Below are 25,304 nucleotides of genomic sequence, written 5' to 3'. Positions count from 1 at the left end.
ATATTTTCCTTTTTAGTAAAGTACAGATGCTAATAATAGGATTGTTAATAAAGTTACAAAATGTCCGCCATTGACAACCCAAAATGCATGTTTAAAACCTTTTTTCAGTGGAATACCTGTCAAATTATTGAAGGTAATAATAACGCCAGAGTGTGGCAATACAGTTAATACTGCTGATGCGACAACTGCGATACGGTGGATTAACTCTGGTGCAATGTTCATTGCTAAGTAATCTTGTGCAAAAGAACTCATCGCAATGCCAAGTGCCCCTGATGATGAACCTGTAATACCTGAAAGTAGTGCAGTAGCAATAGATAAGCTAATCAACGGATTTCCAGGAATACTCATAATGCTATCTTTAATTACTGCAAATCCTGTCGCTGTAGTCAAAGCGTTACCAAATCCAACAGAACTTGATGTTGCAAATGCCGGCATTACCGCACTTGCTGCCCCATTGCTTAATACTGCGGTTTGGTTATTATTTGGTAAATATTTGTGAAATAGTACCGCACTTACTAAAATCGCAGCAGTTAAGGCAACTAGGATAATATGTGGTGTTTTAGAGAATACGAGGATGATAGCAATTAATACTAAAATTGGGGCGACACTTACTAATAGACTAGGCAACTTACTTTCATCTAACTCAGTATCTTCTTTCTCATTGCTTGGTTGTTTATTGTCTAAATAACCATAGAACCCAATACCGCTTTTTACGCTTTTATTCACTTGAGAGTACATATACCATAAATTAAAAGAGATCATAACGACGGTACCAACGATGCTCAGTAATGGTGCGGCAGTTAAAGTTGTACCTAATGATGTTGTCGGAACGGCGTTTTGTACAGAAGGGGTGCCTGGCAACAGACTCATTGTGAACGTTCCCATACCAAAGAAGAGTGGTATAATAAATAGCGACCAATCTAAATTTATTTTCTTAAAGATAGGACGAGATAATGGAACTAATGCAAACATTACTACAAATAAACTAATACCACCATAAGTTAAGAATGCTGCAATAGCTGAAATTGCCATCACAACTAGGAATGGTTTATCTGTACCTACTTTTTTCAATACAACATTTGCAATAGAAACTGTTGCATTGCTTTTCTCCATATATTGAGCAAAAATTGCACCCAGTAAAAAAATAGCAAAGTTAGCAATTAAGAAACGAGCCAAACCTGACATATAGGATTTTTGTGGTCCGATAAAGCTCTCGAAGATAGGCATGTCATTAGTTAAGATTACGATAAGAGTTGCAAGTGGTGCAGCAATGACAATATTTAATCCACGGACTGAAAGAATGATAATTGTGATAATCGCTAATGCAATCCCCAAAATAGCAAGTGTATCCATTTTAACCTCTCGGTAAGATATGATTTACGGAATTGTTAGGGTGGGTAAAAGTACCCACCACCTAATTTAAATGTGCATGCCACCATTAATTTCTAATACTTGACCAGTAATATAGCCAGCTTCTTTAGAAGCAAAGAATTTCACTGCATGGGCAACATCGGATGGGTAGCCAATACGCTTAACTGGAATACTAGAAATCATTTTTTGTTTTATTTCTTCAGGTATTTTGTCTGTCATTGGTGTTTGAATAAATCCTGGTGCTACAGCGTTAGCAGTAACACCTTTGCTAGCACCTTCTAATGCTACAGTACGAGTTAAACCAATAACACCAGCTTTAGCCGCAGAGTAATTAGTTTGACCAAAGTTACCTGAAATAGCAGCTAGAGAAGAAAAGTTGACAATGCGACCGTAACCCAATGTAGTCATCACATCAAATGCTGCTTTAGTATAGTTATATACACCTGTTAAGTTAGTCTGGATAACAGCATTCCATTGTTCAATAGTCATTTTTTTCAAAGAAGAGTCACGAGTAATACCAGCATTGTTGACTAAAACATCAAGTTTACCAAATTGAGCTACTACAGCTGCAACTACTTCTGCTGCACGCTCAGTATCAGATACATCAGCTTGGAAAGCGACAGATTGCCCCCCTTGAGCTTTGATATCGGCGCTTACTTTTTCTGCAGTCTCTTGGTTGAAATCTACTACTGCAACGATTGCACCATCTTTAGCAAACTCACGAGCAATCTCTGCACCAATACCTTGACCTGCACCAGTGACTAATACAACTTGATCTTTAAACATAATTGTTACTCCTATTTTAAGTGATGGGTAAGACTTATAAGATGGATATTATTATCGTTAAAATAGATTATTAAAGTAAAATGATTAAAATTTGTTTTTTTTATAACTGCGTAGTTATAATATATAGATTAATTAGTAATCATAATTAATTTAGTGTGACATGAGTCACATCTTAAAATTTTTATTTATAACTAATAAAGTTGATTATAATAACTTAATGTTTATAATTGGATGGTGTTTGTTGAATTTCTTAAGAGGAGATATTGTGAAATATTCTAAAATTATTCATTATATTGAGAAAATTGATGAAATTGGCAACCTTTCTAAAGCTTCTAATGCTCTTTTTATTTCTCAGCCCGCATTGTCAAAATTTATACAAAGTATTGAAACGAAAACGGGTATTAAATTATTTAATAAAACCAGACGCTCTCTCCATTTAAGCTTTGCTGGAGAGCGTTATTTAAGTTATTTGAAAAAAATAAACGGTCTTGAATTAGACATGCGAAATGAATTAGAGCTAATCAGTCAAAACAAAAAAGGTAAAGTAACACTTGGTATAAATTCAGCTTTAGCTACTTCAACTTTGTATAAGTTCTTGCCTCAATTTCATCAGCAAAACCCTAATATTCAAATTGAAATCATAGAAAAGAATACCCAAATTCTAGAAAGAATGTTGGATGATAATCAAATTGATCTTGCGATAGGAATGATACCAATACTTAATCGAAATTTATCTTATGAGTATCTTTATGAAGATAGTATTTATCTTCTAGTTTCAAACTCTAGTGCACTTTATAATCCAGAAATAAAACAAGTAGAATTATTTCCATATGATATTAAGTTATTAGGTCGAGAACCAATGATTGTTTTACCTCAAGAATATGGTTTACGACGTTTAATAGATCAGTTTTATGAACTTAATAGTTTAAAACTAAATCGACTATTAACTATTAGTACGGTTTATACTGCAATTTCATTAGTTAAATCTGGTATGGGATCTACTTTTATGCCAATTTCTTCCACCATTAACACCGATTATACAGAAGATTATAATGTGTATAAATTTAAGAAAAGCATGTTAAAAGGAACTTTTGTAGTCATGTATAAAAAAGAACGCATGCTTTCGCCCACGACTTTATTATTGTTTAATAGCATCATTGAAAATTTACGTAAGTTTAACTAGAAGTTATTTTACTAGAGAATATTAATGTTAACTTATTTAAATCTATGAATTTTTAAAGTCAGCCTCCCCATTATTGAAAATAATGGCGAGGCAGTTAAATGTGAAATGAGCTATTTTGCGATACGTTTATATTTAATTCGATGAGGTTGGGTAGCTTCTGCACCAAAGGTTTTCTTTTTCCAATCCTCATAATCACTAAAATTACCTTCGTAGAAAGTAACTTTACCCTCATCACCATAATCTAAAATATGAGTTGCAATGCGGTCTAAAAACCAACGGTCGTGAGAGATAACCATCGTACAGCCTGGAAACTCTAAAATTGCATTTTCCAACGCTCGCAAAGTTTCTACATCAAGATCATTAGTAGGTTCATCTAGCAACAGTACATTACCACCAGCTTGTAGTAGTTTAGCCAAGTGTAGCCGACCACGCTCACCACCTGATAATTCACCTACGCGTTTCTGTTGATCTACACCTTTAAAATTAAAACGCCCCACATAAGCACGGCTCGGAATTTCAAAATTACCGATACGTAACATATCCTGCCCATTTGATATTTCTTCCCATACTGTTTTTTTATCATCCATTGTATCTCGGAACTGATCTACAGAAGATAATACTACAGTGTCTCCTAATGTGATTGTGCCACTATCTGGTTTTTCTTGCCCAGATAGCATACGAAACAGGGTGGATTTCCCTGCACCATTTGCACCGATAATTCCGACAATCGCACCTTTAGGAATAGAAAACGATAAATCATCAATTAAAGTGCGGTCACCGTAGGCTTTGGTTAAATGCTGAACTTCGATTACTTTATCACCTAAGCGTGGACCAGGCGGAATGAATAATTCATTAGTCTCATTACGTTTTTGGTATTCACTGCTATTAAGTTCTTCAAATCGAGCCATACGAGCTTTACTTTTAGCTTGACGACCTTTAGGATTTTGGCGTACCCATTCTAATTCTTTTTCAATTGATTTTTGGCGAGCTGACTCTGTTGCTGCTTCTTGAGCTAAACGTTTTTCTTTTTGTTCTAACCAAGAAGAATAGTTACCTTCCCAAGGAATACCCTCACCACGGTCTAGTTCTAAAATCCAACCAGCTACATTGTCTAAGAAATAGCGGTCATGGGTGATAGCTACAACAGTTCCTTCATAGTCGTGTAAGAAACGCTCTAACCAAGCTACAGATTCAGCATCTAAATGGTTAGTCGGCTCGTCTAATAACAGCATATCAGGCTTTTCTAATAGTAGACGACAGAGAGCCACACGGCGACGTTCACCCCCCGAAAGATGTTCAATTTTAGCATCCCAACTAGGTAAACGTAAGGCATCCGCTGCACGTTCTAATTGATTATCTAAGTTGTGACCATCATGGGCTTGAATAATAGCTTCTAATTCAGCTTGTTTAGCTGCTAATTTATCAAAATCCGCCTCAGGCTCGGCGTAAAGTGCATAGACTTCATCTAAACGTTGTAATGCTTGTTTTACTTCAAATAAAGCTTCTTCTACTGCTTCACGCACAGTTTGCTTTGGTTCTAATTTCGGTTCTTGTGGTAAATAACCAATTTTAATGCCTGGCTGTGGGCGAGCTTCACCTTCTATATCTTTATCTATTCCCGCCATTATCCGCAGTAAGGTAGATTTGCCCGCACCATTTAAACCAAGTACACCAATTTTTGCACCAGGAAAAAAACTTAATGAAATGTTTTTTAAAATATGTCGCTTAGGAGGTACAACTTTGCTCACGCGATGCATGGTATAAACAAATTGAGATGACATAATAAATCCCTATTTTTATTCAAAAGTGCGGTTATTTTACTTGAAATTTATAATATTTAGAAGAAAGTGCGATAAGAAATTTGAGTGACTAGTAATGAATATTTTCAATGTAACTTACAAAAGACATAAAAAATCCCTCCATTTAAGGAGGGTAGGAAAATAGTTTAGCTATTTATGATTATTTTATTTAGGAACTTTATGAGTATTGAGGGATACACCTCAATGTAGGTATATTATAGTTTTTTTGTCGGAAAGTAAACAGTTTTATTTGATTTTATCCTCTTTGATAAAATTAAGATAACCACAATGCCGCAGCACCTCGTGTTCCACCTGAATCACCATATTTAGCTTTTTTGATCATTGGTATTTTAGCACTTCGCATCAAATGTGCTGGTAAAGCTTTCGGTAGAGCTTCATATAAATAGTCAAAATTAGATAAACCTCCCCCTAACACAATGAGATCGGGATCAAGTGCGGTGATAATATTACCAATTGAAATTGCACAGAGCTGTATAAAAATTTGTACAAAATTAGTGGCTGCTTGGTTATCATCATAAAAAAGCTGAATGATTTCTTTCGCAGAAAGCTTTTCTCCTTGTAAATCTCGGTAAAGCATTTCAAAGCCTCTTCCTGATAAATAAGTATCTAAGCAAGCTTGGTTACCACAACCGCAATTGTAAATAGGAGCTTTATCCCAGCCTAATAACTTAAGGGCATGATAATTAAGCTGTAAATGTCCTAATTCTCCAGCCATTCCCACATGCCCTGAATAAACTTTACCATCAAAAACTAATCCGCCACCAAAACCTGTTCCTAAAATCAAACCTAGTACCGAAGAATAACAACGATTTTCGCTATCCCATGCTTCTGATAGAGCAAAACAATTAGCATCATTTTCTGCTCGTACTTCACGATTCAAATATAGACTTAAATCTTTTAAGATCGGTTTACTATCTGCAATGCGGATATTAGTAATTTCAGCAATTCCAGTATCCTTATTAACAAAACCAGGTATTCCCAACCCTATAGTTCCTTGACAGTCAAAACGTTGATCTGCTCGTTTAACTAAATCCGAAATAGCATTTAACCACTCTTGATAACTATTTTGTGGTGTAGCAATTCGTTCACTATACAATTTGTCAAGTTGTTGATTAAATACTGCTAATTCAATTTTTGTGCCGCCAATATCAACACCATAATACATGCTTACCTCCAACTGACTATCTAATCAACTCTTGATTGTCTTTGTTAACTGATTTTGCCAGATAAAAAATCGTTTTTTTAATGCAATAAACATTACGATATGCACTAACCAAGCAATTAACACTGACACAAGTAAATCTATCGGATAATGCATACCTAAACGTAGTCGACTAATTAACATAAGTACTGCCCATATAGTGATAAGTGCGGTCAATATTTTGAGTTTTTTATCACCCTTACCTATTAAACAATAAAATCCTACTGCCAACAAAAGCCAAGAAGCTGCAAAAATACTATGTCCTGACGGAAAAGAATATCCTATTTCATGACTATGATGACGAACTAACCACATTGGCATATCTGATTTTTCTCTATAAAATGACCGCACTATTTCTGACCTCTCTAATTTTGAGCAGCGATAAAATTGCTCTGTGGTAAAATTTGATTCTGTTGTGAGTGCAGTGATAAAAGGTCTAGGTTCAGCGAATAGATTTTTCAATCCTGTTTTAATTCCTTGTGTCAATGCTATTGAGAACGCCATAATAACAATAACTAAAATAGCTTGTTTTTTATTTGGAATTAGCCAAAAATATAGTAATGCAAAGATACCGCAAGTGATTACAGCATAAGGTACACTACCTGTTTCTGTTAACCAATAAAGAGCGTGATCAAAAACAGTCAATGTTTTATCGCTTTGCCATTGCCATTTGATAATCCAAGCAATGCAAGGTACTAAGCAAAGTAAAAATGAAAATAATGACAGATTTTTTAGTATATTTCTCATTGTGAATATGTCAGAAGCAATAAATGATGGGGTATTCTAACACCATTAATTTAAAAAAGAATAAGGATTTAGTTATGTCAAAAATTCAACTTGTAACTGAAGCTAATTTACCTACTGAATTTGGTCTTTTCCGAATCGTGGGGTTTGAGTTTTGCGATACAAAGAAAGAACATGTTGCCTTAGTAATGGGGGATATTAGTGATCCCGAACTACCTGTATTGGCTCGTATTCATTCTGAATGTTTGACTGGTGATGCGTTGCATAGTTTAAAATGTGATTGTGGTTTTCAACTTGCTACTGCATTACGCCAAATTAGCGAAGAGGGACGGGGAATATTAATTTATCATCGTGAAGAAGGGCGAGGAATTGGCTTAATTAACAAAATTAGGGCATATTCTTTACAAGATCAAGGGTTAGACACAATTGAGGCAAATTTAGCCTTAGGTTTCGCAGCTGACGAACGTAACTTTTCTGTTTGTGCTGATATATTTGCGCTGTTAGGTGTTAAAAAAGTGCGGTTATTAACTAATAATCCGAATAAAATTGATACGATGAAGAAAGCAGGAATTAATGTAGTTGAAAGAGTTCCTCTCAATGTGGGAGAAAATCGCTATAACACGGAATACCTTAATACTAAAGCAAAGAAAATGGGACATTTCATTATTCGTGATGGACAAAAACATCTTATGGACTGCCCTCACTGTCAGGCTGAAATTCCGCACACAAAGGTGAAAAAATAAAGATTAACGTGTATGCATATACTTATAAACGCCTAGTGGTTAAGTATCACTATAAAGACGATAGTTATTTAAAGAACTTAGTTTTTCTTTAAAAGATACAAATTTGTTGATGAAAATTTGTGCTTTTGTCACTCAATTAGTTGATGCTGAAAAGGCTAAATAATAATTTTTCTAACAAAAATAAATCACGCTTTAAATTGTGAAGCGTGATTTAAACGTCTATACTATTTACAAATTGATATTTTTCGTAGCTTTTTAGCTATGAATTGCAATGGAGTTTACTTAATGAATCAAAATCAACATTATGATATAAATAAAGTTTTTAACTTACTTATCCACTTGTCAGGACTCAGTAATGATATAGACAAACTAATTAAATTAATAAAATTAAAAACTGGTCATGAAGTATCTTCAAATCAAATTAGAAATTGGCGTAGAAGCCAAAATACACGACTTTACAAACGTGTTCCTGGTTTTGCTTTAGATACAGTTTTTGACTATATGTTTGAGGTGAAGAAAAAAACAGGTTCATTTTTTGAAGAGGATCACTAAATTTGAGGCTTTCAGCCTTATTTTTGTGCTTTTTTATTATTCAATAATTTTTTTCTCATTCTGTAGGCTGTCGACTTTGATATATTATGGTCTCTTGCTAATTGTGCTAATGAATTATTTTTTAACACGTCTTTCTCAAATCTTTTTAGCAAATTGTCAGATAATACTTTAGGTCTGCCGCCTATCGCTTTTGAATTTCCTGATTCCATTTTTGCACGCTTTTCCTCTTGTGTTCTATCTACAACGAAATTTCTCTCTAATACTAAAATAACGAAAATAGATATAGGAAATCACTTCGTTTTAATGGGTTAATTAAATTAATTTTAAAAATTAACGTTATTTTTTGAAAAAATATATTGTATTCACTATTAATTTATTAAAATTATCGTAATAAGTAGTCATTTATTAGAAACTATGTTTAAAATTCGCCTTTTAGCTATTAGGAAGTTTTTTATGTTTTCTGAATTTACAGTATCTATTGAAAGGGCGTTGACTTGGTTTATTGAACATTTTGATGGGCCGCTTTGGGACATTACCGTCATTGTTTTATTAGGAACAGGGATTTTTTTCACTTTAACTACAAGTTTAGTTCAATTGCGTCTATTTCCACAAAGTTTACGTGAAATGTGGTTTGGGCGATCAACAAATGGAAATTCTTTAACACCTTTTCAAGCCTTTGCTACAGGATTAGCAAGTCGAGTGGGGGTAGGTAACATCGGTGGTGTAGCAACAGCAATTGCTATTGGTGGCGAAGGAGCTGTTTTTTGGATGTGGGTGACTGCATTAATTGGTATGTCGAGTGCTTTTGCTGAATCTTCGTTAGCTCAATTATTCAAAGTAAAAGATGTTGATGGTACTACTCGAGGCGGTCCTGCATATTATATTACGCAAGGATTAAAGTCTCCTTGGTTAGCTGTATGTTTTACACTAGCATTGATTTTTACTTTTGGATTTGCTTTTAATGCTGTACAGGCTAATGCAATTGTAGAAGCCACTAGTAATGCTTGGCATTGGCAATCACACTATGTTGGAATTGGGTTGGTGATTTTAACGGGATTAATTATTTTTGGTGGTGTAAAGCGTATTGGACAAGTTTCAGCTCGTATTGTACCGATGATGGCATTATTTTATCTGATTATTGCAGTAATCATTTTAGGTATGAATATTCATATGGTACCAACCGTTATTTCTCGCATTATTCAAAGTGCTTTCAATTTTGATGCAATGGCTGGCGGTATGTTTGGAGCGATTTTTTCTAAAGCAATGTTGATGGGCATTAAACGTGGTTTATTTTCTAACGAAGCAGGTATGGGGTCTGCTCCAAATGCGGCGGCATCAGCTGACGTGAAGCATCCAGCTAGTCAAGGTTTGATTCAAATGCTTGGAGTGTTTGTAGATACTATAGTTGTATGTAGTTGTACTGCAATAATTATTTTATTATCCGATAATTATGGAGGAGAAAGCTTAAAGAGTATTTCTCTCACTCAGAGAGCTTTACAATATCATGTAGGTGATTTTGGGTTACATTTTTTAGCCTTTATTTTATTGCTATTTGCATTTTCTTCAGTCATTGGTAATTACGCTTATGCAGAAAGTAACGTGCGTTTTATTAAAAACCGTCCATTAGTTGTATTGATCTTCCGTTTATTTGTCTTATTTTTTGTTTACTTCGGTGCAGTTAATTCTGGTAATATAGTTTGGAATTTTGCAGATACGGTAATGGCAATCATGGCTCTGATCAATTTGTTTTCTATTGTATTACTATCTCCAATAGTATGGTTATTACTGAAAGATTATCAATCTCAATTGAAAGCAGGGAAAGAGCCAGTCTTTAATATTGAAAACTATCCGCAATTAATTAAACGAGGCGTAAAAGATGATATTTGGAAATAATCTATAAAGTCAGTTCAAAACTATCTTTATAGTATGTAATAGATTCAGTTAACAATAACGGCATAGAAATATGCCGTTATTATATCTAAATTAGTAAATAAAAATTAATCAGGTTGTTTGTTTTCTCCAAGTTGTACCGTTTGCTCCATCCTCTAAGATAATCCCCATTGCAGTTAATTTGTTACGAGCTGAATCAGCCGTCGCCCAATCTTTTATTGCACGTGCATTATTACGTTGCTTAATTAAGGCTTCGATTTTTTCTACTTCATCATTTGCTGAACCAGCTTGTAGGAAAGATTGAGGATCTTGTTGGAGTAAGCCTAAAATTGCAGCCAATTGTCGTAAACGAGCTGCTAATTGATCCGCTAATATTTTATCTTCTAATTTTAATTTGTTGATTTCTCGAGCCATCTCAAAAAGTACAGAAATTGCATTTGGCGTATTAAAATCATCATCCATTGCTTGACCAAATGCTTCAACATAATTTTCGCCTCCTACGGCTACCGCACTTTGATCAGTATCACGCAAAGCAGTATATAAGCGTTCTAAAGCATTTTGTGCTAGATCCAAGTTTTCATTGCTATAGTTTAATTGACTTCGATAATGGGCCGTCAAGAGAAAATACCGAACCACTTCACCATGGTAAACTTTTAGTACATCACGGATAGTGAAGAAATTACCGAGTGATTTCGACATTTTTTCTTTATCCACCATAATCATACCTGAATGAATCCAGTAATTTACATAATTAGTATCATTAGCACAGCAAGACTGTGCAATTTCATTTTCATGATGAGGGAACATTAGATCGGAGCCACCTCCGTGAATATCAAAGTGTTTTCCAAGCTGTTTACAATTCATTGCAGAACATTCAATATGCCAACCAGGACGACCAGCTCCCCATGGAGATTGCCAGCTTGGTTCATTCTCTTTCGACATTTTCCACAATACAAAATCCATTGGATTTTTCTTTATGGACGAAATCTCAACTCTCGCACCAGCTTGTAATTGGCTAAGATTTTGTCGTGAGAGTTTGCCATATTGAGTAAAACTTTGTACATCAAACATGACATCACCGTTTTCTGCTATATAAGCGTGTTTACGTTTTATAAGTTTTTCGACAAGTTCTATAATTTCTGTGATATGGTGAGTTGCTCGGGGTTCGCTATCAGGACGCTGTATATTTAAGGCGTCAAAATCACGATACATTTCTTGCACCATACGATCTACTAATTGATCACAACTTTCTTTATTTTCTAATGCACGTTTGATGATTTTATCATCTACATCAGTGATATTTCTTACGTAAGTGAGGTTATAACCTAAATAACGTAAATAGCGAGCAATTACATCAAAACAAACAAAAGTGCGTCCATGTCCAATGTGACATAAGTCATAAACCGTTACACCGCATACATACATCCCAACTTTGTTGTCATGGATTGGTTTAAAAATTTCTTTTTCTCTTGTTAAGGTATTAAAAATTTTCAGCATTGGAATTCTCTTTACTTAATAAACTGTCGTGGATTATACCGCACTTTTTAATCCAGTTTATAGCACTTCTATTGCTTTTATGAAATAATAAGGAAATTTTACTTTGGAGAAATAAAAATGATTACATTACATACTAATTTTGGCGATATTAAAATTGCTTTAAATCATGAAAAAGCACCAATTACTGTAGAAAATTTTTTAAATTATTGTAAAAATGGCTTTTATCACAACACTATTTTTCATCGTGTCATTGATGGTTTTATGATTCAGGGTGGTGGCATGGAAAGTGGTATGAAAGAAAAAAACACTAATACACCAATTAAAAATGAAGCAAATAACCGTTTGAGCAATAAACGAGGCACTATTGCAATGGCTCGTACATCAGATCCACATTCAGCAACAGCACAATTTTTTATTAATGTAGCAGATAATAATTTTTTAGATTATCGCAGTAAAGAAATGTTTGGTCGTGAAGTTGTGCAAGAATGGGGCTATGCAGTATTTGGAGAAGTTGTTGAAGGTATGGATGTCGTAGATAAAATCAAAAGTGTAAAAACAGGGAATTATGGCTTTCATCAAGATGTACCCAAAGAAGATGTTGTCATTCAATCTGTTAGTATTGAATAAAAATAGATGAGGTTTTTTGATACACATACTCATTTTGATTATTTAGTTCGTCAAACTGACGAACCTGTTGCTCAACTTGTTCAAAAAGCTTTACAAAGTGCGGTAGAAAAGATCTTGATTGTAGGAGTACAAAGCCAAGATTTTGTTAATATCGAAAAACTTACCGCACTTTATCCAAAAAATCTTTATTATGGATTGGGTTTACATCCTCTGTATATTCAGAAACATCGGCAAAGTGATTTGGATTTGCTTGAAAAAAAACTAGCATACAATAATCCATCTTGTATTGCTGTAGCAGAAATTGGTTTGGAGCGTCATTATCCTGAGCTACTTAGGGAGCAATTATGGAAAAAACAATGTGATTTTTTTACTACACAATTGCAGCTGGCAAAACAATTTCAATTACCCGTTAGTATTCATTCTCGTCAAGCACATGATCAATTGTTTGGTTTTTTGAAAGTAGCTAATTTGTCAAGATGTGGTGTTATTCATGGTTTTTCTGGAAGTTACCAACAAGCTAAACGTTTTATTGATCTAGGTTATAAAATTGGTGTTGGTGGTACAATCACTTATCAGCGAGCAAATAAAACAAGAAATACTATTGCTAAACTGCCTCTTGATGCCTTGATTCTTGAAACTGACAGCCCAGATATGCCTATTAATGGATTTCAGGGTCAGCCTAACCGTCCTGAGAGAATTCGTCAAATTTTCACCGCACTTTGTTCAATTAGATCAGAACCATCAACACAAATTTTACAAGTAATTTGGCAAAATAGTTGTAGGTTGTTTCTGCTGGATCAAGATTAATTGTTGTAATACATTATTAGGATCTAGTTCTAAGGCTTGGCAATATTGAATAAATTCTAAAATATCTAATCTTCTATCTCCAGTCTCAATTTTACTTATCAACGAATAAACTACGTTCATTTTCTTCGCTAACTCGCGTTGCGATAAACCTAGTTTATTTCTCTGGAGAATGAATAATTCTCGCAACCAAACTTGTTCTGCGGAATAAATTGATGTTCTTAATTTTTTCATTGCACCTATTCTAGGTTCAAACAGTATTGCACCTGTTTTGGGTGCGATCAGCATAATAAGTATTATTCAAAAACTTAAGGCTAACTAAATAGAGGTATTGATAGTAAAAAATTAAGTTGATTTAAAGTATTTCTATATTGATTGGTTGTGATTTTGTTGGAAACGCTGTGACTTTCTCAATGCAATTTGTTTAGGTATCAAAAGTGCGGTCAAAAACGAAAATAAATCATAATTCAATATGTTATTAAAAGATACGAGATGCTGTAATTAAATTAATTTGAGTTAACAAAATACAGGAGAAAAATTATATGGTAGAACTCAATCAACAGAAAGGTATTGGTGTAATGGCTGACATTATTGCTTGCGTATTAGCAGTGTTAGGTATTTTATTTTTAGGTTTTATTTTTGTTCCTATTGCAGCAATTGTTGCATTAATAGGAACAATTATAGCAATAAAAAATAAGAATATTCGTGGCATTGGTATAAATATACTAGCTTGGGTATTGGTGCTAGTTGGGCTATTAACATCACCTATGTTATTAGCGATTTTTGGTTTAGGTACTAGTGCAGCTACTTTATAAAAAGAACCCTTTCTGTTCTATTTTAGTTTAGGAAAGAAAGGGAGGCTTTTAATTGAATATGATGAATAGGAAATTAAATGAAAAAATTATTATTGTTATTATTAGCAAGTTTTATGTTAACTGCTTGTTCTGAAAAAGACAAAAATTACTATATAAATAATATTGATGAGGCTGAGAAAAAAGTACAACAATGTACAACGGAATTAGAAGAAGCTTTTTTGACAAACAATAAAGAAAAACTTGTAAAATTAAAAAAAGATCCTGAATGTCTTGCTGCACGTGAAGCAGTTCGAGAAGATAAGATATCAAAAGCAGAGCAAGCTCTTCTGTTAAAAGAAACTGAACGGAAAAAAGCAATTTTGGAAGCAAAAGAAAAACTTTTAAAAGAGTATGGTAATACTAATTGGAAATTATTTGCTCAATCTTACGTTAATACAGAATGTGCAAAAAAATGGTTTGTCGGTAATGATGATTATAGTTGCATAGCATTCAGAGAAATTTATCAAGATAAAGTAAAAGATGCTAAAGCAGAGTTAACTAAAATCCCTTTTGTTGAGCTATTCAATCAAGAAAAATCCTATTGTGCAAAAGATAAACGTCCTCATTCAGTTTGTGATATTTGGGAAAAAACATTGAATGAGCAGGCTGAAGAATATTTTGAGCAAATGGAATTAAAAGAACTAAATAATCAAGAAACTACTTATTGCGATTATAAAACGAGTCAAGTTGTTTGTTCTACATTGAATAAGATTATCAATAAAAAGCATAAAGAAGTAGTTAGTCAATATGTGAAAGATTATGAATTACTAAAACGAGATTATAATCAATGTGTAATGCAAATTAAAAATGTAAAAAATAATTATATAAAACAAAGTAAAATCATGAACAGCTATCCTTGTAAACAAACAAAATCAGCTCGTATGGAACTTAGTTTGCCCTATGATGATTTCAAAACCTTAATGGAATAGTGCAGTCAATTTTTTAATTTAATGTGTTATGCCGATCTTAAATCAATTTAATTAAGATCGGTTTTTATTTCAGATCTTTTAATCGATAAATTACTTGATTAGCAGAACCTCGCCAGATAAGTGAAGGATCAGCTTGTTCTTGAATAAATTTGCCATCAATTATTACATCAATATAAGGCAAAATTTGCTTTTGTTGTTCGCTCAACTCGCTTAATTTGTAACCTGTCCATACCCAAATATCTTTATCAGGACATTCAAATTTAACTCGCTTTACAAGAGATAAAATTGTATTGAGATTTTTAGGATGAAGTGGATCGCCACCACTGAGTGTCAACCCTTGACGGCGAATACGAGTATCTTTTAAATCCTTGATAATTTGGTCTTCCATTGCTTTATCAAATAATATTCCCGAGCAGAAAGACCAACTTTTTTGATTGTAGCAACCTTTACACTTGTGTTCACATCCACTAACAAAGAGAGTGCAACGTGTACCTTCTCCGTTTACTATATCAACAGGATAATATTGCAAATAGTTCATTTATAGTCATAAATGTTTTACACGACGTTTAACTTCTTCTTGTTTACCTGCATTGAATGGACGAGCATCAGGGCTACCTAAATAACCACATACTCGTCGAGTTACAGATACTTTTTCACTGTCATGATTACCGCATTTTGGGCAAGTAAAGCCTTTACTAGTGCAGTTAAATTCACCAGTAAAACCGCACTCATAACACTCATCAATTGGGGTATTTGTGCCATAATAAGGTACTCGGGTGTAACTGTAGTCCCATACATCTTCTAGTGCTTTTAAATTATGCTGAATATTTGGATATTCTCCATAGCAAATAAAACCTCCATTTGCTAATGGGGGATAAGGCATTTCAAAATCTAATTTATCGTATGGATTAACTTTTTTCTCTACATCTAAATGATAGCTATTAGTATAGTATCCTTTATCTGTTACTCCATCAATGATACCAAATTGCTTTGTATCTAAACGGCAGAAACGATCGCATAGATTTTCGCTCGGTGTGGAATAAAGGCTGAATGCATAACCTGTTTCCATTTTCCATTGCTTAGTTGCTTCATTTAAATATTGAACAATTTCAATCGCTTTTTGTTGCAGAATTTTGTCATCATAAATATGATGATTGTATAATGCGTTGATAGTTTCGTGAATACCAATATACCCTAATGAAATTGAGGCACGTCCATTTTTGAAGATTTCGGCTACGTTATCATCAGCTTTTAGCCGCACACCGCAAGCTCCTTCCATGTAAAGAATTGGTGCAACACGGGCTTTTGTATTTTCTAAACGAGCAATGCGAGTCATTAAGGCTTTTTTTGCAATGGCGAGACGTTGATCAAGTAATTGGTAAAATCGTTTTTCATTGCCTTGAGATTCAATAGCAATTCTAGGTAAATTTAGGCTGACTACACCTAGATTATTACGACCATCATGTAAATATTCACCGTTTTCTTCATATGCCCCCAAGAAACTTCGACATCCCATTGGTGCTTTAAATGAACCCGTTACTTTCACTACTTGATCATAATTTAGAATATCAGGATACATTCGTTTTGAAGCACATTCTAATGCCAATTGCTTAATGTCATAATTTGGATCTTCAGCAACATGGTTTACTCCTTTTTTAATCGTAAATACGAGTTTAGGAAAAACAGGCGTTTTATGATTTTTGCCTAAACCACGAATACGATTTTGTAAAATTGCTTGTTGAATTAACCGCTCTTGCCAGCTAGTACCTAAGCCAAAACCGAAAGTGACGAAAGGCGTTTGTCCATTAGATGTGTGTAAAGTGTTCACTTCATATTCTAAAGATTGAAATGCGTCAAAACACTCTTTTTCAATTAAGCATTTTGCATACTCTTGCGCATTTGGCACTTGCCAAAGTGCGGCATTTTTCAAATGTTTTTCATAACTAAGTTGTACATAAGGAGCGAGCACTTCGTCAATACGGTTAATAGTTGTTCCGCCGTAAATATGACTTGCTACTTGAGCGATGATTTGTGCAGTGACTGCTGTTGCTGTACCGATAGATTTTGGCGGTTCAATTTCAGCATTACCCATTTTAAAACCTTGAGTAAGCATACCTTTCAGATCTACTAACATACAATTAAACATTGGAAAAAATGGTGAGTAGTCTAGATCATGGTAATGAATCTCACCTTTCTCATGAGCTAAAACAACATCTCTTGGTAAAATATAGCGTTTAGCATAATGTTTTGCCACGATGCCTGCTAGTAAATCTCGTTGAGTTGGGATTACTTTAGCATCTTTATTCGCATTTTCATTCAGTAGCTCAACATTACTTTGTTCTATTAGCCCTTCAATTTCTTTAGTTAAATTGCTACGTTTTTCACGAGAAAGATCACGATCATGACGATATTCAATATACGCACGAGCAATTTCAGGATACTTTCCTGACATCAAATGATTTTCTACTAATTGCTGGATTTGATTGATGTCGATTTCTAATTGATGGTGAGAGAAAATACTGTCACATACTTGTTGGCTAATTTTGTGACAATAACTCTCATCATCTATTCCCACAGCAGTTGCTGCTTTTTTGATTGCATTGATAATTCGTTGAAGCTCAAAGCCAGTGCGTGAATCATCACGTTTGATTACAAAGAAAGTTGCCATAGCTGAAATCTCATGCCTATAGTTAAAATAGTAATACTATATATTGATATTATTTTTATTTCAACCACAATATGTAGTGTTATTGCGAATGTTTAGCAAAATTATTGGATTGATTTTCGGGTTTGTTGATGAATTTTAAGGACAAATTATAGGGCATAGTAAAATTAAAATAGAGGACAAAAAATGAATATTATGTGATCTAGATCACATAATATAGTTAGATGAATAGCTTGCATACAAAGTGCGGTAGAAAAATATAAATAATCATCAATGCTCAAAAATATCTAAGCTTGGATATCTTTGAATTTAAAATGGAACTTATACAAAAATTTATAATCTAATGGGAGAAAAGTAATCTTTTTGAAAAACAGTATTACTTTTTGGTATGGTATTAATTATAATGATGTAACCTTAACACAATATGTGAGAATTAAAATGAAATTAAAAAAATCACTTTTTATTGGCTCTATAGCAGCTTCTGCCATGCTTTTAACTGCTTGCGATTTTCAGAAAACAGCAAATAATCAACCAGTAGCAGAGCAATCTAAATCAGCTTCGGCAGAAACGGTAGCGTTGAACCAATTTAATTCAGCCGTCAAAATCGTTCCTACAATGCGTAATCTTACAAAAGATAAAAATGGAAAAGACGCTTTTTCTTTAATTTTTAAAATAGAAAATATTAGTGATAAAGCAATTAGCGAAATTCAATGGTTTAGCGTTGCTGGTGTTGACTCTGGTATTATTGATATTTCTAATATTCCAGCAGTTTTTGAAAAGCCTTTAGCTGCAAAAAGCACCGAAACAGTTACGTTAACTAAATCTATAGAAAGTCTTGCGGAAACTAGTCGTCCTTTCTTTATGGATCCAAAAGCAAATATTAACGTTAAAGTATTGGCAGGAAAAATTGTATTTGAAGACAAATCTGTAATTGTAGTTACAACAGCAGATGATTTAGTTAAATACTTAAACAATACTACGAAAAAATAATTAAAGTAAAATAAAAATTAAAGGGAGCATATGCTCCCTTGTTTTTTTAATTAGTTTTTTTATTAGTATATTAAAGAAAATAAAATCCAGATTGGAAATGTTAAACTGATAAAAAATAAAATCAGTAGTGTGTAATAACTTAGCATATTTTTATTAAAAATATGGAAACCAAGTATTAAAACGATAATTAAGTGTAATATAAAATACAGCCCTAGTGCAAATTCATTAACAAAATTAACCGCACTTAAAGAAGCATAATATATTAATAACAATGCAATAGTTGCATTTAAAAATAATAAAATTAATGTAGCGAATGAAAGTAAGGAAATAAAGCCATTAAGACGATTTTTAGCAGATACAAGGATTAGGTTTGCTATAATAAATCCTATTAAAATTTGAGTAATAATATTGTATTTTAAAAAGTATGAGAAAGGTAATTGAACAAAAACTATCAAGTAAGTTAATATACCTAATATTGCTGATAATGAGCCAATTATTAAGAGAGATTTTCGCATAACAGGATCTTGAGGTTGTTGCCATATTGCAATTGTTGTTGCGATACCACATAAACTGACTATATCGGTAATAACATAATGATAATTTGAAAATACGCTTAATAAAAACCAAGTTCCCCAATAAAGCAAGAAATACAAATTTACTTGAATAAGCCTTGTATTTTGCCCTCGGCATATTTTTCCTTTAGCAAAAATTAAAAGACAAATTAATTGGGCCGTTAATACAGCTATAGCTAAATGAGAAATCGCTTTTAAGTTTAGTTGCAAATAAAAAGCAAAAAGATCACAACCAAGCAAAAAGCATATCATCACGAGTGATTGAATTATCATCAAATTTGAACGTTTTTCTGACATAAAAATTTTGTTTAATATGTTGCTATTATGAGCTTAGTAGTAACCGCACTTTTTTGATAAAAGTGCGGTTTATATTTTTGAAAATTTTAGTTATTGAGTCGCTTGGATTGCGGTTAGTGCGATAGTGTAAACGATATCATCGACTAATGCGCCACGTGATAAGTCATTCACAGGTTTACGCATTCCTTGTAGCATAGGTCCAATAGAAACTAAGTCAGCAGAGCGTTGAACAGCTTTGTAAGTAGTGTTTCCTGTATTCAGATCAGGGAAAATAAATACAGTAGCCTTACCTGCTACAGGAGAGTTTGGGGCTTTAGAGCGAGCTACATCTTCCATAACAGCTGCGTCATATTGCAATGGACCATCAATTATTAGATCTGGGCGTTTTTCCTGAGCGATACGAGTAGCTTCTTTTACTTTTTCTACGTCTGCACCGCTACCTGATGAGCCTGTAGAATAAGAAATCATCGCCACTCTTGGTTCAATACCGAATGATTTTGCAGATTCTGCTGATTGAATAGCAATTTCCGCCAGTTGTTCTGCTGTTGGATCTGGATTTACTGCACAGTCACCATAAACTAAAACTTGATCTGGTAATAACATAAAAAATATTGAAGAAATAATAGAATTACCAGGTGCAGTTTTAATGATTTGCATTGGAGGTCGAATAGTATTAGCTGTAGTATGTACAGCCCCTGACACTAAACCATCTACTTCGTTAGCTTCTAACATCATTGTTCCAAGTACAACGGTGTCTTTCAGCTGTTCACGAGCAAGTTCTTCAGTCATGCCTTTATTTTTACGTAATTCTACTAAGCGAGCAACATAATTTTCTGCGATGCTGGCAGGATCAATTACACTGATACCATTCCCAAGGGTGACCCCCTGTTCAGTAGCAACACGCTCTACTTCAGTAGGATTCGCTAACAATACACATTCTGCAATTCCACGCTCTGCACAAAGCACTGCGGCTTTTACCGTACGAGGTTCATCACCCTCTGGTAAAACAATGCGTTTTTTCGCTTGACGAGCCAACTCTGTTAATTGGAAACGGAATGCTGGTGGTGACATGCGACGTGAGCGTGTTGAAACCGCAGCCAAAGAATCAATAAATCCTGTGTCGAAATGCTTAGAAGTATATTGTTTAATATTTTCAATACGTTCTTTATCATCTACAGGTGCTTCTAAACTAAAACTTTGTAAAGTTAATGCAGTTTGCCATGTATTGCCTTCAATGCGGAAAATTGGTAACCCTGATTTTTCAAAAGCTGGTAAAGTAAGTTTTTTGATTGGATTATCAATTTTATAACCGCCAGTTAATAACAATCCACCCAGTTTAATTCCATTAGAGGCAGCTAGTGCCGTTGCCACAAGAACATCTGGGCGATCTGCTGAAGTGACTAATAAATTACCATCACGGAAATGTTCAACCATATTTGGAATAGTTCTTGCACAGAATGTAATACCACGAACACGACGAGTTTTAATTTCACCTTCATTAATAACGGCAGCACCTAAGTGATTGACAATATCAATGACGCGTGTAGCAATTAATTCAGCATTCCATGGAATACAAGCGAGAACTTTAATAGGGCTTTTATCGAATAATTTATAAACGTCAGCTACATTGTTGTGGCTATGTTGGTAAGCATCAAAAATTTCACTAAGATCTGGTCGAATTCGTCCACTTTCATCAATAGGAGCGTTAAATTTATTAATAACTACACCTAATAAATTAGGATTTTCTTTTCCACCAAATTGGCAAGCTGCCGCCTCAACATGATCTTTTAAGGCTATTGGTGTTTCAGTTGCTGGGGTAGTAACTAAAACAATTTCTGCATCCAATGCCTGAGCAATATTGTAATTAATAGAACTAGCATAAGCATGCTTACGAGTTGGAACTAATCCCTCTACAATAATAATGTCGTTATTTAGACTAAGTTTTTGATGACGTTCTACAATTTTTTCTAATAAAACATCTGTTTGATTTTGGCTAATAAGATTTTCAGCAACGCTAAGCATAAAAGGTTCAGCTGTTTCTACTGAACAAGCACTGCTACGGATAATGGAAGTCGAGCGGTCGATTTTATCTTCGTCTGTCTGAGGTTGAGAGATTGGTTTAATAAAACCAATTTTAGTTCCTTTTTGTTCTAAAGAGCGGATTAAACCGAGACTAACACTGGTTAAACCAACTCCAGCACTAATAGGAATAAGCATTATTGTTCTTGACATAATAAACCTTACTTTTACGATATAAAAAAAGAAACTGCCGAATAATTTCGGCAGTAGTATTTATTTAGATACAAAGACGAGCTGTATCTTGTGCGATTACTAACTCTTCATTAGTTGGAATAACCATTGCTATTGGCGTGTTATCTGTACTGATCACTCCTTCTTGACCGAAACGAGCAGTTAAGTTTTTATCATTATCTAGTTTATAACCAAATAATTTTAAGTGTTCCAAAGTAATTTCACGAACGTGAGCAGAATTTTCACCAATACCACCAGTAAAGACGATCGCATCTAAACGTTCTCCAATTACAGCCATGTACGAGCCAATATATTTTGCTAAACGGTAGCAAAATACGTCTAATGCACGTTTTGCTGGGATTTCTTTGTCATAATTATCTTCTGCATAACGACAGTCACTAGTAATTTCAGTTAGTCCTAATAATCCAGATTTTTTAGTCAATAGGTTGTTAATATCTTCTACAGACATGCCAAGATTATCATATAAATGGAATATAATAGCAGGATCTAAATCACCAGAACGAGTACCCATTACCAAACCTTCTAACGGAGTTAAGCCCATAGAAGTATCAATACATTTACCATGACGAATAGCCGCAACAGAAGCACCGTTACCTAAATGACAGCTGATTAAATTGACTTGATCTGCAGGAACATTTAAAAATTCTGCAGTTTTTTGCGTAATATAATAATGGCTTGTGCCATGGAAACCATAGCGACGAATACCGTGTTCTTTGTACAAAGAATAAGGAAGAGCATATAAATAAGCTTCTTCTGGCATTGTAGTGTGGAATGCTGTATCAAATACAGCAACATTTTTATCTTTCAAATGAGGGAACATTTTAAATGCTTCTTCAATACCAATTAAATGAGCAGGATTGTGTAAAGGTGCAAAAGGCACAGAATCTTTAATCCCTTGAAGTACGCTATCATCAATAATGACAGAAGAAGTAAATTTTTCTCCACCATGTACGACACGGTGTCCGATAGCTCCGATGTCATCTTGCAAAGATGGGTCTAATGGAAAAATATTATTAACGATAAAAGCGAGAGCTTCGCTATGTGCTGCACCTGCACCTAAATCTGCATTTCCTTTCTCACCGTGTAATTTCCATTTGATTCTAGCATCTGGTAAATGAAAGGCTTCAGCTAGTCCAGATAATTTTTCATCCCCTGACATTGGATCTAAAACAGAAAATTTTAATGAAGAGCTACCGCAGTTTAATATAAGAACTGATTTTTGTGACATATTAAGACCTATTTTTTGATTAAGTTAGAATAAGAAAGACTCAAATAAATTGAGTCAATCGTTTTACTACCCTAGAATACAACTTTTTGTGATTAAAATAAATTCTTAAATTAGAAAAATAATGATTTGGTTGCAATAATTTTAATTTTTTTATAGATTTATACGTTTTTATTGTAAGCAAGCAAGCTTGCGTTAAATCATGAATATTAGCTTTTAGGACAATCACTATGAATTTTTTTAGTTTGCTTAAAAAGGGGCAACGTTATTTATTAACTTGGCCTTTAGAAAAAAAGCTAGCGATGATTTTTCCAGAAAATAGAGTAATCCGAGCCACAATGTTTGGGCAAAATTTATGCCTTTTATTGCTGTATTTGCGATTTTATGGCAGCAGTTTTATGCCAAAGGTGATTATGTTGCTTTAGCTGCTGCTATTTTAACTGGTTTAGTTGCATTAGCACTACCATTGCAAGGTCTATATTGGTTGGGTAAACGCGCAACAACCTATTTACCTCCGAAAAGTGCGGTGTGGTTTAAGAAAATTTGTACCATGTTGAAAAAACAAAATATAGTTGTGCCAGTTAAAGAAACTCCAACTTACCAAGACCTAGCAGATGTGTTGAAAAAAGCTCAACAAAAGTTAGATCCAGATTTTTGGCAAGATATTTAAGTTTAGCTATAATCAAAATTTCATTTATATATCACTTAATTATATTTATTTGCATTTAGTTGTTTTTTTATATGTAGCCTATTATTTGGATCTGTTTTACGGAGTAGTATAGTTACATATATAATGATTCGCTGTTCAAAATTTACTGATGTAATTCAAAGATTGCGTTCTGTATTCCGCAAAGTTCAGCCTTTTTAATTTCATTTGAATACGCTTATTGTTGTAATAAGTATACTCTTGAATCTTTTTTTCAAGCTCGGCAAAAGTCTCAAATTGTTTCTCCAAATAACACTCATTTTTTTAGCCTATTGAAAAGCTTTCTATCGCTCTATTCTCTAAGCAAATTTATTATTTTTCCAAAAATTACTTTGGAAAAATTAAGTTATAGTAATAATTAAGTAGTTAGAAATTAAACATAATTTAGAATTGTAATATGGTTTATTCACACATGGGATTTTTATAGAAGTATGTTAGAATATGGTTGTTTTTGTATAGTATTTAAAATTTAGGATAAATAAATTAATGAAATCTTCTATTATCAATAAGTTAGAAAGCTTGAATGAACGTCATGAAGAGTTAGAAGCTTTGCTCGGTGATGTATCGGTGATTAATGATCAAGACAAATTTCGTGCATATTCAAAAGAATATTCTCAATTAGAAGAAGTTGTTAAATGTTTTGCTCGTTGGAAGCAGTTAAACGTTGATTTACAAGAAGCGGAGTTTTTGCTTAACGATCCAAGTATGAAAGAAATGGCAGTAGAAGAGATCGAAAATTGTACATCAGAGTTAGAGGGTATTGAGCAACAATTACAAATTTTATTATTACCGAAAGATCCAAACGATGAGTATAACTGCTATTTAGAAATTAGAGCTGGAACAGGCGGTGATGAAGCAGGTCTTTTTGCTGGAGACTTATTCCGTATGTACAGTCGTTATGCAGAAAGCAAGCGGTGGCGTGTAGAAATGCTAAGTGCTAATGAAAGTGAGCAAGGCGGATACAAGGAAGTCATTGTAAAGATCTCTGGTGACGGTGTGTACGGTCAATTGAAATTTGAATCAGGCGGTCACCGTGTACAACGTGTGCCGAAAACAGAGTCTCAAGGTCGAATTCATACTTCTGCCTGTACTGTTGCTGTAATGCCAGAATTACCCGAAAGTGAAATGCCAGAAATTAATCCTACAGATTTACGTATTGATACTTACCGCTCTTCTGGTGCAGGTGGTCAGCATGTTAATACAACGGACTCCGCAGTACGTATTACTCATATTCCGACGGGAATTGTAGTTGAATGTCAGGATGAACGTTCACAACATAAAAATAAAGCTAAGGCTTTGTCTGTATTGGCATCTCGTATTGTGCAAGCAGAACAAGAAAAACAAGCTCAAGAACAAGCTGATACTAGACGCAACTTGCTCGGCTCAGGCGATCGTTCCGATAAAATTCGGACTTATAATTATCCGCAAGGACGAGTAACAGATCATCGAATTAATTTGACTATCTATCGTCTTGATGAAGTAATGAATGGTAAAATTGATGAGCTTATTCAGCCGATTATTACTGAATATCAAGCAGATCAGCTTGCAGCACTTTCTGAGCAAAATTAATTTGAACT

23 protein-coding genes and 2 pseudogenes are annotated in these 25,304 nt (G+C 33.9%); 11 read left to right on the top strand and 14 right to left on the bottom strand.

Annotation, left to right across the window (positions count from 1 at the left end; genetic code table 11):
- Positions 1-12 precede the first annotated feature (12 nt).
- A complete protein-coding gene (locus ACFQ02_RS03375) occupies positions 13-1,353 on the bottom strand; it encodes a GntP family permease (RefSeq protein ID WP_380819319.1) in 1,341 nt (446 codons plus the stop codon).
- Positions 1,354-1,419: 66 nt separating this feature from the next.
- Positions 1,420-2,157 (bottom strand): 3-oxoacyl-[acyl-carrier-protein] reductase, encoded by a 738-nt coding sequence (gene fabG / locus ACFQ02_RS03370; protein WP_380819316.1) that lies wholly within the window; start codon positions 2,155-2,157, stop codon positions 1,420-1,422.
- Positions 2,158-2,422: 265 nt separating this feature from the next.
- Here fabG and ACFQ02_RS03365 point away from each other — a divergent pair, with 265 nt between their 5' ends.
- Positions 2,423-3,340: a LysR family transcriptional regulator gene (locus ACFQ02_RS03365; RefSeq protein ID WP_380819313.1), complete on the top strand. Its 918-nt coding sequence runs from the start codon at positions 2,423-2,425 to the stop codon at positions 3,338-3,340.
- A 110-nt stretch (positions 3,341-3,450) separates the two neighbouring features.
- On the opposite strand, the gene ettA is transcribed toward ACFQ02_RS03365, so the two are convergent.
- From ettA to ACFQ02_RS03350, 3 genes are all read right to left on the bottom strand, one after another.
- Positions 3,451-5,121, bottom strand: coding sequence for an energy-dependent translational throttle protein EttA (gene ettA / locus ACFQ02_RS03360; protein ID WP_380819310.1), 1,671 nt, complete (start codon positions 5,119-5,121; stop codon positions 3,451-3,453).
- A gap of 292 nt (positions 5,122-5,413) precedes the next feature.
- On the bottom strand, positions 5,414-6,325 hold the full coding sequence (nagK, locus tag ACFQ02_RS03355; RefSeq protein ID WP_380819307.1) for an N-acetylglucosamine kinase: 912 nt from the start codon (positions 6,323-6,325) through the stop codon (positions 5,414-5,416).
- Between the two features lie 24 nt (positions 6,326-6,349).
- Positions 6,350-7,108: a phosphatase PAP2 family protein gene (locus ACFQ02_RS03350; protein WP_380819305.1), complete on the bottom strand. Its 759-nt coding sequence runs from the start codon at positions 7,106-7,108 to the stop codon at positions 6,350-6,352.
- 74 nt (positions 7,109-7,182) lie between these two features.
- Between ACFQ02_RS03350 and ribA the strand changes: the two genes are divergently transcribed.
- Together ribA and ACFQ02_RS03340 are read left to right on the top strand one after the other, a co-directional pair.
- Positions 7,183-7,848 carry a GTP cyclohydrolase II gene (gene ribA, locus ACFQ02_RS03345; RefSeq protein ID WP_380819302.1) on the top strand — a complete coding sequence of 222 codons (666 nt, stop codon included), beginning with the start codon at positions 7,183-7,185 and terminating at the stop codon, positions 7,846-7,848.
- A 285-nt stretch (positions 7,849-8,133) separates the two neighbouring features.
- Positions 8,134-8,400, top strand: a complete 267-nt coding sequence (locus ACFQ02_RS03340) for a hypothetical protein (RefSeq protein ID WP_380819299.1) — start codon at positions 8,134-8,136, stop codon at positions 8,398-8,400.
- 17 nt (positions 8,401-8,417) lie between these two features.
- Here ACFQ02_RS03340 and ACFQ02_RS03335 read toward each other — a convergent pair whose 3' ends face one another.
- On the bottom strand, positions 8,418-8,609 hold the full coding sequence (locus ACFQ02_RS03335; protein ID WP_380819296.1) for a hypothetical protein: 192 nt from the start codon (positions 8,607-8,609) through the stop codon (positions 8,418-8,420).
- Between the two features lie 244 nt (positions 8,610-8,853).
- On the opposite strand from ACFQ02_RS03335, the gene ACFQ02_RS03330 reads away from it, so the two are divergent.
- Positions 8,854-10,293, top strand: a complete 1,440-nt coding sequence (locus tag ACFQ02_RS03330) for an alanine/glycine:cation symporter family protein (protein ID WP_380819293.1) — start codon at positions 8,854-8,856, stop codon at positions 10,291-10,293.
- Between the two features lie 108 nt (positions 10,294-10,401).
- Here ACFQ02_RS03330 and cysS read toward each other — a convergent pair whose 3' ends face one another.
- A complete protein-coding gene (gene cysS / locus ACFQ02_RS03325; RefSeq protein WP_380819291.1) occupies positions 10,402-11,787 on the bottom strand; it encodes a cysteine--tRNA ligase in 1,386 nt (461 codons plus the stop codon).
- Positions 11,788-11,904: 117 nt separating this feature from the next.
- Between cysS and ACFQ02_RS03320 the strand changes: the two genes are divergently transcribed.
- Together ACFQ02_RS03320 and ACFQ02_RS03315 are read left to right on the top strand one after the other, a co-directional pair.
- Complete coding sequence (locus ACFQ02_RS03320; RefSeq protein WP_380819288.1) at positions 11,905-12,414, top strand: peptidylprolyl isomerase; 510 nt, start codon at positions 11,905-11,907, stop codon at positions 12,412-12,414.
- Positions 12,415-12,420: 6 nt separating this feature from the next.
- Positions 12,421-13,221 carry a TatD family hydrolase gene (locus tag ACFQ02_RS03315; RefSeq protein ID WP_380819285.1) on the top strand — a complete coding sequence of 267 codons (801 nt, stop codon included), beginning with the start codon at positions 12,421-12,423 and terminating at the stop codon, positions 13,219-13,221.
- Here ACFQ02_RS03315 and ACFQ02_RS03310 read toward each other — a convergent pair.
- Positions 13,168-13,452, bottom strand: coding sequence for a helix-turn-helix domain-containing protein (locus ACFQ02_RS03310; RefSeq protein ID WP_380819283.1), 285 nt, complete (start codon positions 13,450-13,452; stop codon positions 13,168-13,170). The genes ACFQ02_RS03315 and ACFQ02_RS03310 overlap by 54 nt on opposite strands.
- Before the next feature lie 308 nt (positions 13,453-13,760).
- Here ACFQ02_RS03310 and ACFQ02_RS03305 point away from each other — a divergent pair, with 308 nt between their 5' ends.
- Both ACFQ02_RS03305 and ACFQ02_RS03300 read left to right on the top strand, forming a co-directional pair.
- Entirely contained in the window at positions 13,761-14,033 is a 273-nt protein-coding gene (locus ACFQ02_RS03305) for a hypothetical protein (protein WP_380819279.1), read from the top strand.
- Positions 14,034-14,110: 77 nt separating this feature from the next.
- Positions 14,111-15,001, top strand: coding sequence for a hypothetical protein (locus ACFQ02_RS03300; RefSeq protein WP_380819276.1), 891 nt, complete (start codon positions 14,111-14,113; stop codon positions 14,999-15,001).
- A gap of 64 nt (positions 15,002-15,065) precedes the next feature.
- On the opposite strand, the gene nrdG is transcribed toward ACFQ02_RS03300, so the two are convergent.
- On the bottom strand, positions 15,066-15,539 hold the full coding sequence (gene nrdG / locus ACFQ02_RS03295; RefSeq protein ID WP_380819273.1) for an anaerobic ribonucleoside-triphosphate reductase-activating protein: 474 nt from the start codon (positions 15,537-15,539) through the stop codon (positions 15,066-15,068).
- Positions 15,540-15,545: 6 nt separating this feature from the next.
- The gene (gene nrdD / locus ACFQ02_RS03290; protein ID WP_380819270.1) at positions 15,546-17,669 is read right to left on the bottom strand and encodes an anaerobic ribonucleoside-triphosphate reductase; all 2,124 of its coding nucleotides are present in this window, start codon (positions 17,667-17,669) and stop codon (positions 15,546-15,548) included.
- A gap of 435 nt (positions 17,670-18,104) precedes the next feature.
- Between nrdD and ACFQ02_RS03285 the strand changes: the two genes are divergently transcribed.
- A complete protein-coding gene (locus tag ACFQ02_RS03285; protein WP_380819267.1) occupies positions 18,105-18,656 on the top strand; it encodes a hypothetical protein in 552 nt (183 codons plus the stop codon).
- Positions 18,657-18,718: 62 nt separating this feature from the next.
- Here the strand turns inward: ACFQ02_RS03285 and ACFQ02_RS03280 are convergent, their stop codons facing one another.
- The 3 genes from ACFQ02_RS03280 to ACFQ02_RS03270 form a co-directional block, all read right to left on the bottom strand.
- A complete protein-coding gene (locus ACFQ02_RS03280; RefSeq protein WP_380819265.1) occupies positions 18,719-19,525 on the bottom strand; it encodes a hypothetical protein in 807 nt (268 codons plus the stop codon).
- Between the two features lie 90 nt (positions 19,526-19,615).
- Positions 19,616-21,757 (bottom strand): phosphate acetyltransferase, encoded by a 2,142-nt coding sequence (gene pta, locus ACFQ02_RS03275; protein WP_380819262.1) that lies wholly within the window; start codon positions 21,755-21,757, stop codon positions 19,616-19,618.
- 64 nt (positions 21,758-21,821) lie between these two features.
- Positions 21,822-23,024: an acetate kinase gene (locus tag ACFQ02_RS03270; RefSeq protein ID WP_380819259.1), complete on the bottom strand. Its 1,203-nt coding sequence runs from the start codon at positions 23,022-23,024 to the stop codon at positions 21,822-21,824.
- 227 nt (positions 23,025-23,251) lie between these two features.
- On the opposite strand from ACFQ02_RS03270, the pseudogene yfbV reads away from it, so the two are divergent.
- Positions 23,252-23,628, top strand: a pseudogene (gene yfbV / locus ACFQ02_RS03265) (terminus macrodomain insulation protein YfbV); the annotation flags it as partial.
- Positions 23,629-23,826: 198 nt separating this feature from the next.
- On the opposite strand, the pseudogene ACFQ02_RS03260 reads toward yfbV, so the two are convergent.
- Positions 23,827-23,979: pseudogene (locus ACFQ02_RS03260) on the bottom strand (IS3 family transposase); the annotation flags it as partial.
- 234 nt (positions 23,980-24,213) lie between these two features.
- Between ACFQ02_RS03260 and prfA the strand changes: the two are divergent.
- Positions 24,214-25,296, top strand: coding sequence for a peptide chain release factor 1 (prfA, locus tag ACFQ02_RS03255; protein ID WP_380819256.1), 1,083 nt, complete (start codon positions 24,214-24,216; stop codon positions 25,294-25,296).
- The last annotated feature ends 8 nt before the right edge of the window (positions 25,297-25,304 follow it).

Source organism: Seminibacterium arietis, from assembly GCF_042675725.1.
GTDB lineage: Bacteria > Pseudomonadota > Gammaproteobacteria > Enterobacterales > Pasteurellaceae > Seminibacterium > Seminibacterium arietis.
The sequence above is the reverse complement of the archived record's forward strand: the minus strand, read 5'-3'. Positions and strand labels throughout refer to the sequence as shown.

What these genes read in the sequence shown, in the direction of transcription:
- fabG (WP_380819316.1), bottom strand. Translation starts at nt 2,157, where the DNA reads ATGTTTAAAGATCAAGTTGTATTAGTCACTGGTGCAGGTCAAGGTATT.
- prfA (WP_380819256.1), top strand. Translation starts at nt 24,214, where the DNA reads ATGAAATCTTCTATTATCAATAAGTTAGAAAGCTTGAATGAACGTCAT.
- cysS (WP_380819291.1), bottom strand. Translation starts at nt 11,787, where the DNA reads ATGCTGAAAATTTTTAATACCTTAACAAGAGAAAAAGAAATTTTTAAA.
- ACFQ02_RS03305 (WP_380819279.1), top strand. Translation starts at nt 13,761, where the DNA reads ATGGTAGAACTCAATCAACAGAAAGGTATTGGTGTAATGGCTGACATT.
- ACFQ02_RS03340 (WP_380819299.1), top strand. Translation starts at nt 8,134, where the DNA reads ATGAATCAAAATCAACATTATGATATAAATAAAGTTTTTAACTTACTT.
- ACFQ02_RS03375 (WP_380819319.1), bottom strand. Translation starts at nt 1,353, where the DNA reads ATGGATACACTTGCTATTTTGGGGATTGCATTAGCGATTATCACAATT.
- ACFQ02_RS03285 (WP_380819267.1), top strand. Translation starts at nt 18,105, where the DNA reads ATGAAATTAAAAAAATCACTTTTTATTGGCTCTATAGCAGCTTCTGCC.
- ribA (WP_380819302.1), top strand. Translation starts at nt 7,183, where the DNA reads ATGTCAAAAATTCAACTTGTAACTGAAGCTAATTTACCTACTGAATTT.
- ACFQ02_RS03310 (WP_380819283.1), bottom strand. Translation starts at nt 13,452, where the DNA reads ATGAAAAAATTAAGAACATCAATTTATTCCGCAGAACAAGTTTGGTTG.
- ACFQ02_RS03280 (WP_380819265.1), bottom strand. Translation starts at nt 19,525, where the DNA reads ATGTCAGAAAAACGTTCAAATTTGATGATAATTCAATCACTCGTGATG.
- ACFQ02_RS03335 (WP_380819296.1), bottom strand. Translation starts at nt 8,609, where the DNA reads ATGGAATCAGGAAATTCAAAAGCGATAGGCGGCAGACCTAAAGTATTA.
- nagK (WP_380819307.1), bottom strand. Translation starts at nt 6,325, where the DNA reads ATGTATTATGGTGTTGATATTGGCGGCACAAAAATTGAATTAGCAGTA.
- ACFQ02_RS03270 (WP_380819259.1), bottom strand. Translation starts at nt 23,024, where the DNA reads ATGTCACAAAAATCAGTTCTTATATTAAACTGCGGTAGCTCTTCATTA.
- nrdD (WP_380819270.1), bottom strand. Translation starts at nt 17,669, where the DNA reads ATGGCAACTTTCTTTGTAATCAAACGTGATGATTCACGCACTGGCTTT.
- ACFQ02_RS03330 (WP_380819293.1), top strand. Translation starts at nt 8,854, where the DNA reads ATGTTTTCTGAATTTACAGTATCTATTGAAAGGGCGTTGACTTGGTTT.
- ACFQ02_RS03320 (WP_380819288.1), top strand. Translation starts at nt 11,905, where the DNA reads ATGATTACATTACATACTAATTTTGGCGATATTAAAATTGCTTTAAAT.
- ACFQ02_RS03315 (WP_380819285.1), top strand. Translation starts at nt 12,421, where the DNA reads ATGAGGTTTTTTGATACACATACTCATTTTGATTATTTAGTTCGTCAA.
- ettA (WP_380819310.1), bottom strand. Translation starts at nt 5,121, where the DNA reads ATGTCATCTCAATTTGTTTATACCATGCATCGCGTGAGCAAAGTTGTA.
- ACFQ02_RS03300 (WP_380819276.1), top strand. Translation starts at nt 14,111, where the DNA reads ATGAAAAAATTATTATTGTTATTATTAGCAAGTTTTATGTTAACTGCT.
- ACFQ02_RS03350 (WP_380819305.1), bottom strand. Translation starts at nt 7,108, where the DNA reads ATGAGAAATATACTAAAAAATCTGTCATTATTTTCATTTTTACTTTGC.
- pta (WP_380819262.1), bottom strand. Translation starts at nt 21,757, where the DNA reads ATGTCAAGAACAATAATGCTTATTCCTATTAGTGCTGGAGTTGGTTTA.
- nrdG (WP_380819273.1), bottom strand. Translation starts at nt 15,539, where the DNA reads ATGAACTATTTGCAATATTATCCTGTTGATATAGTAAACGGAGAAGGT.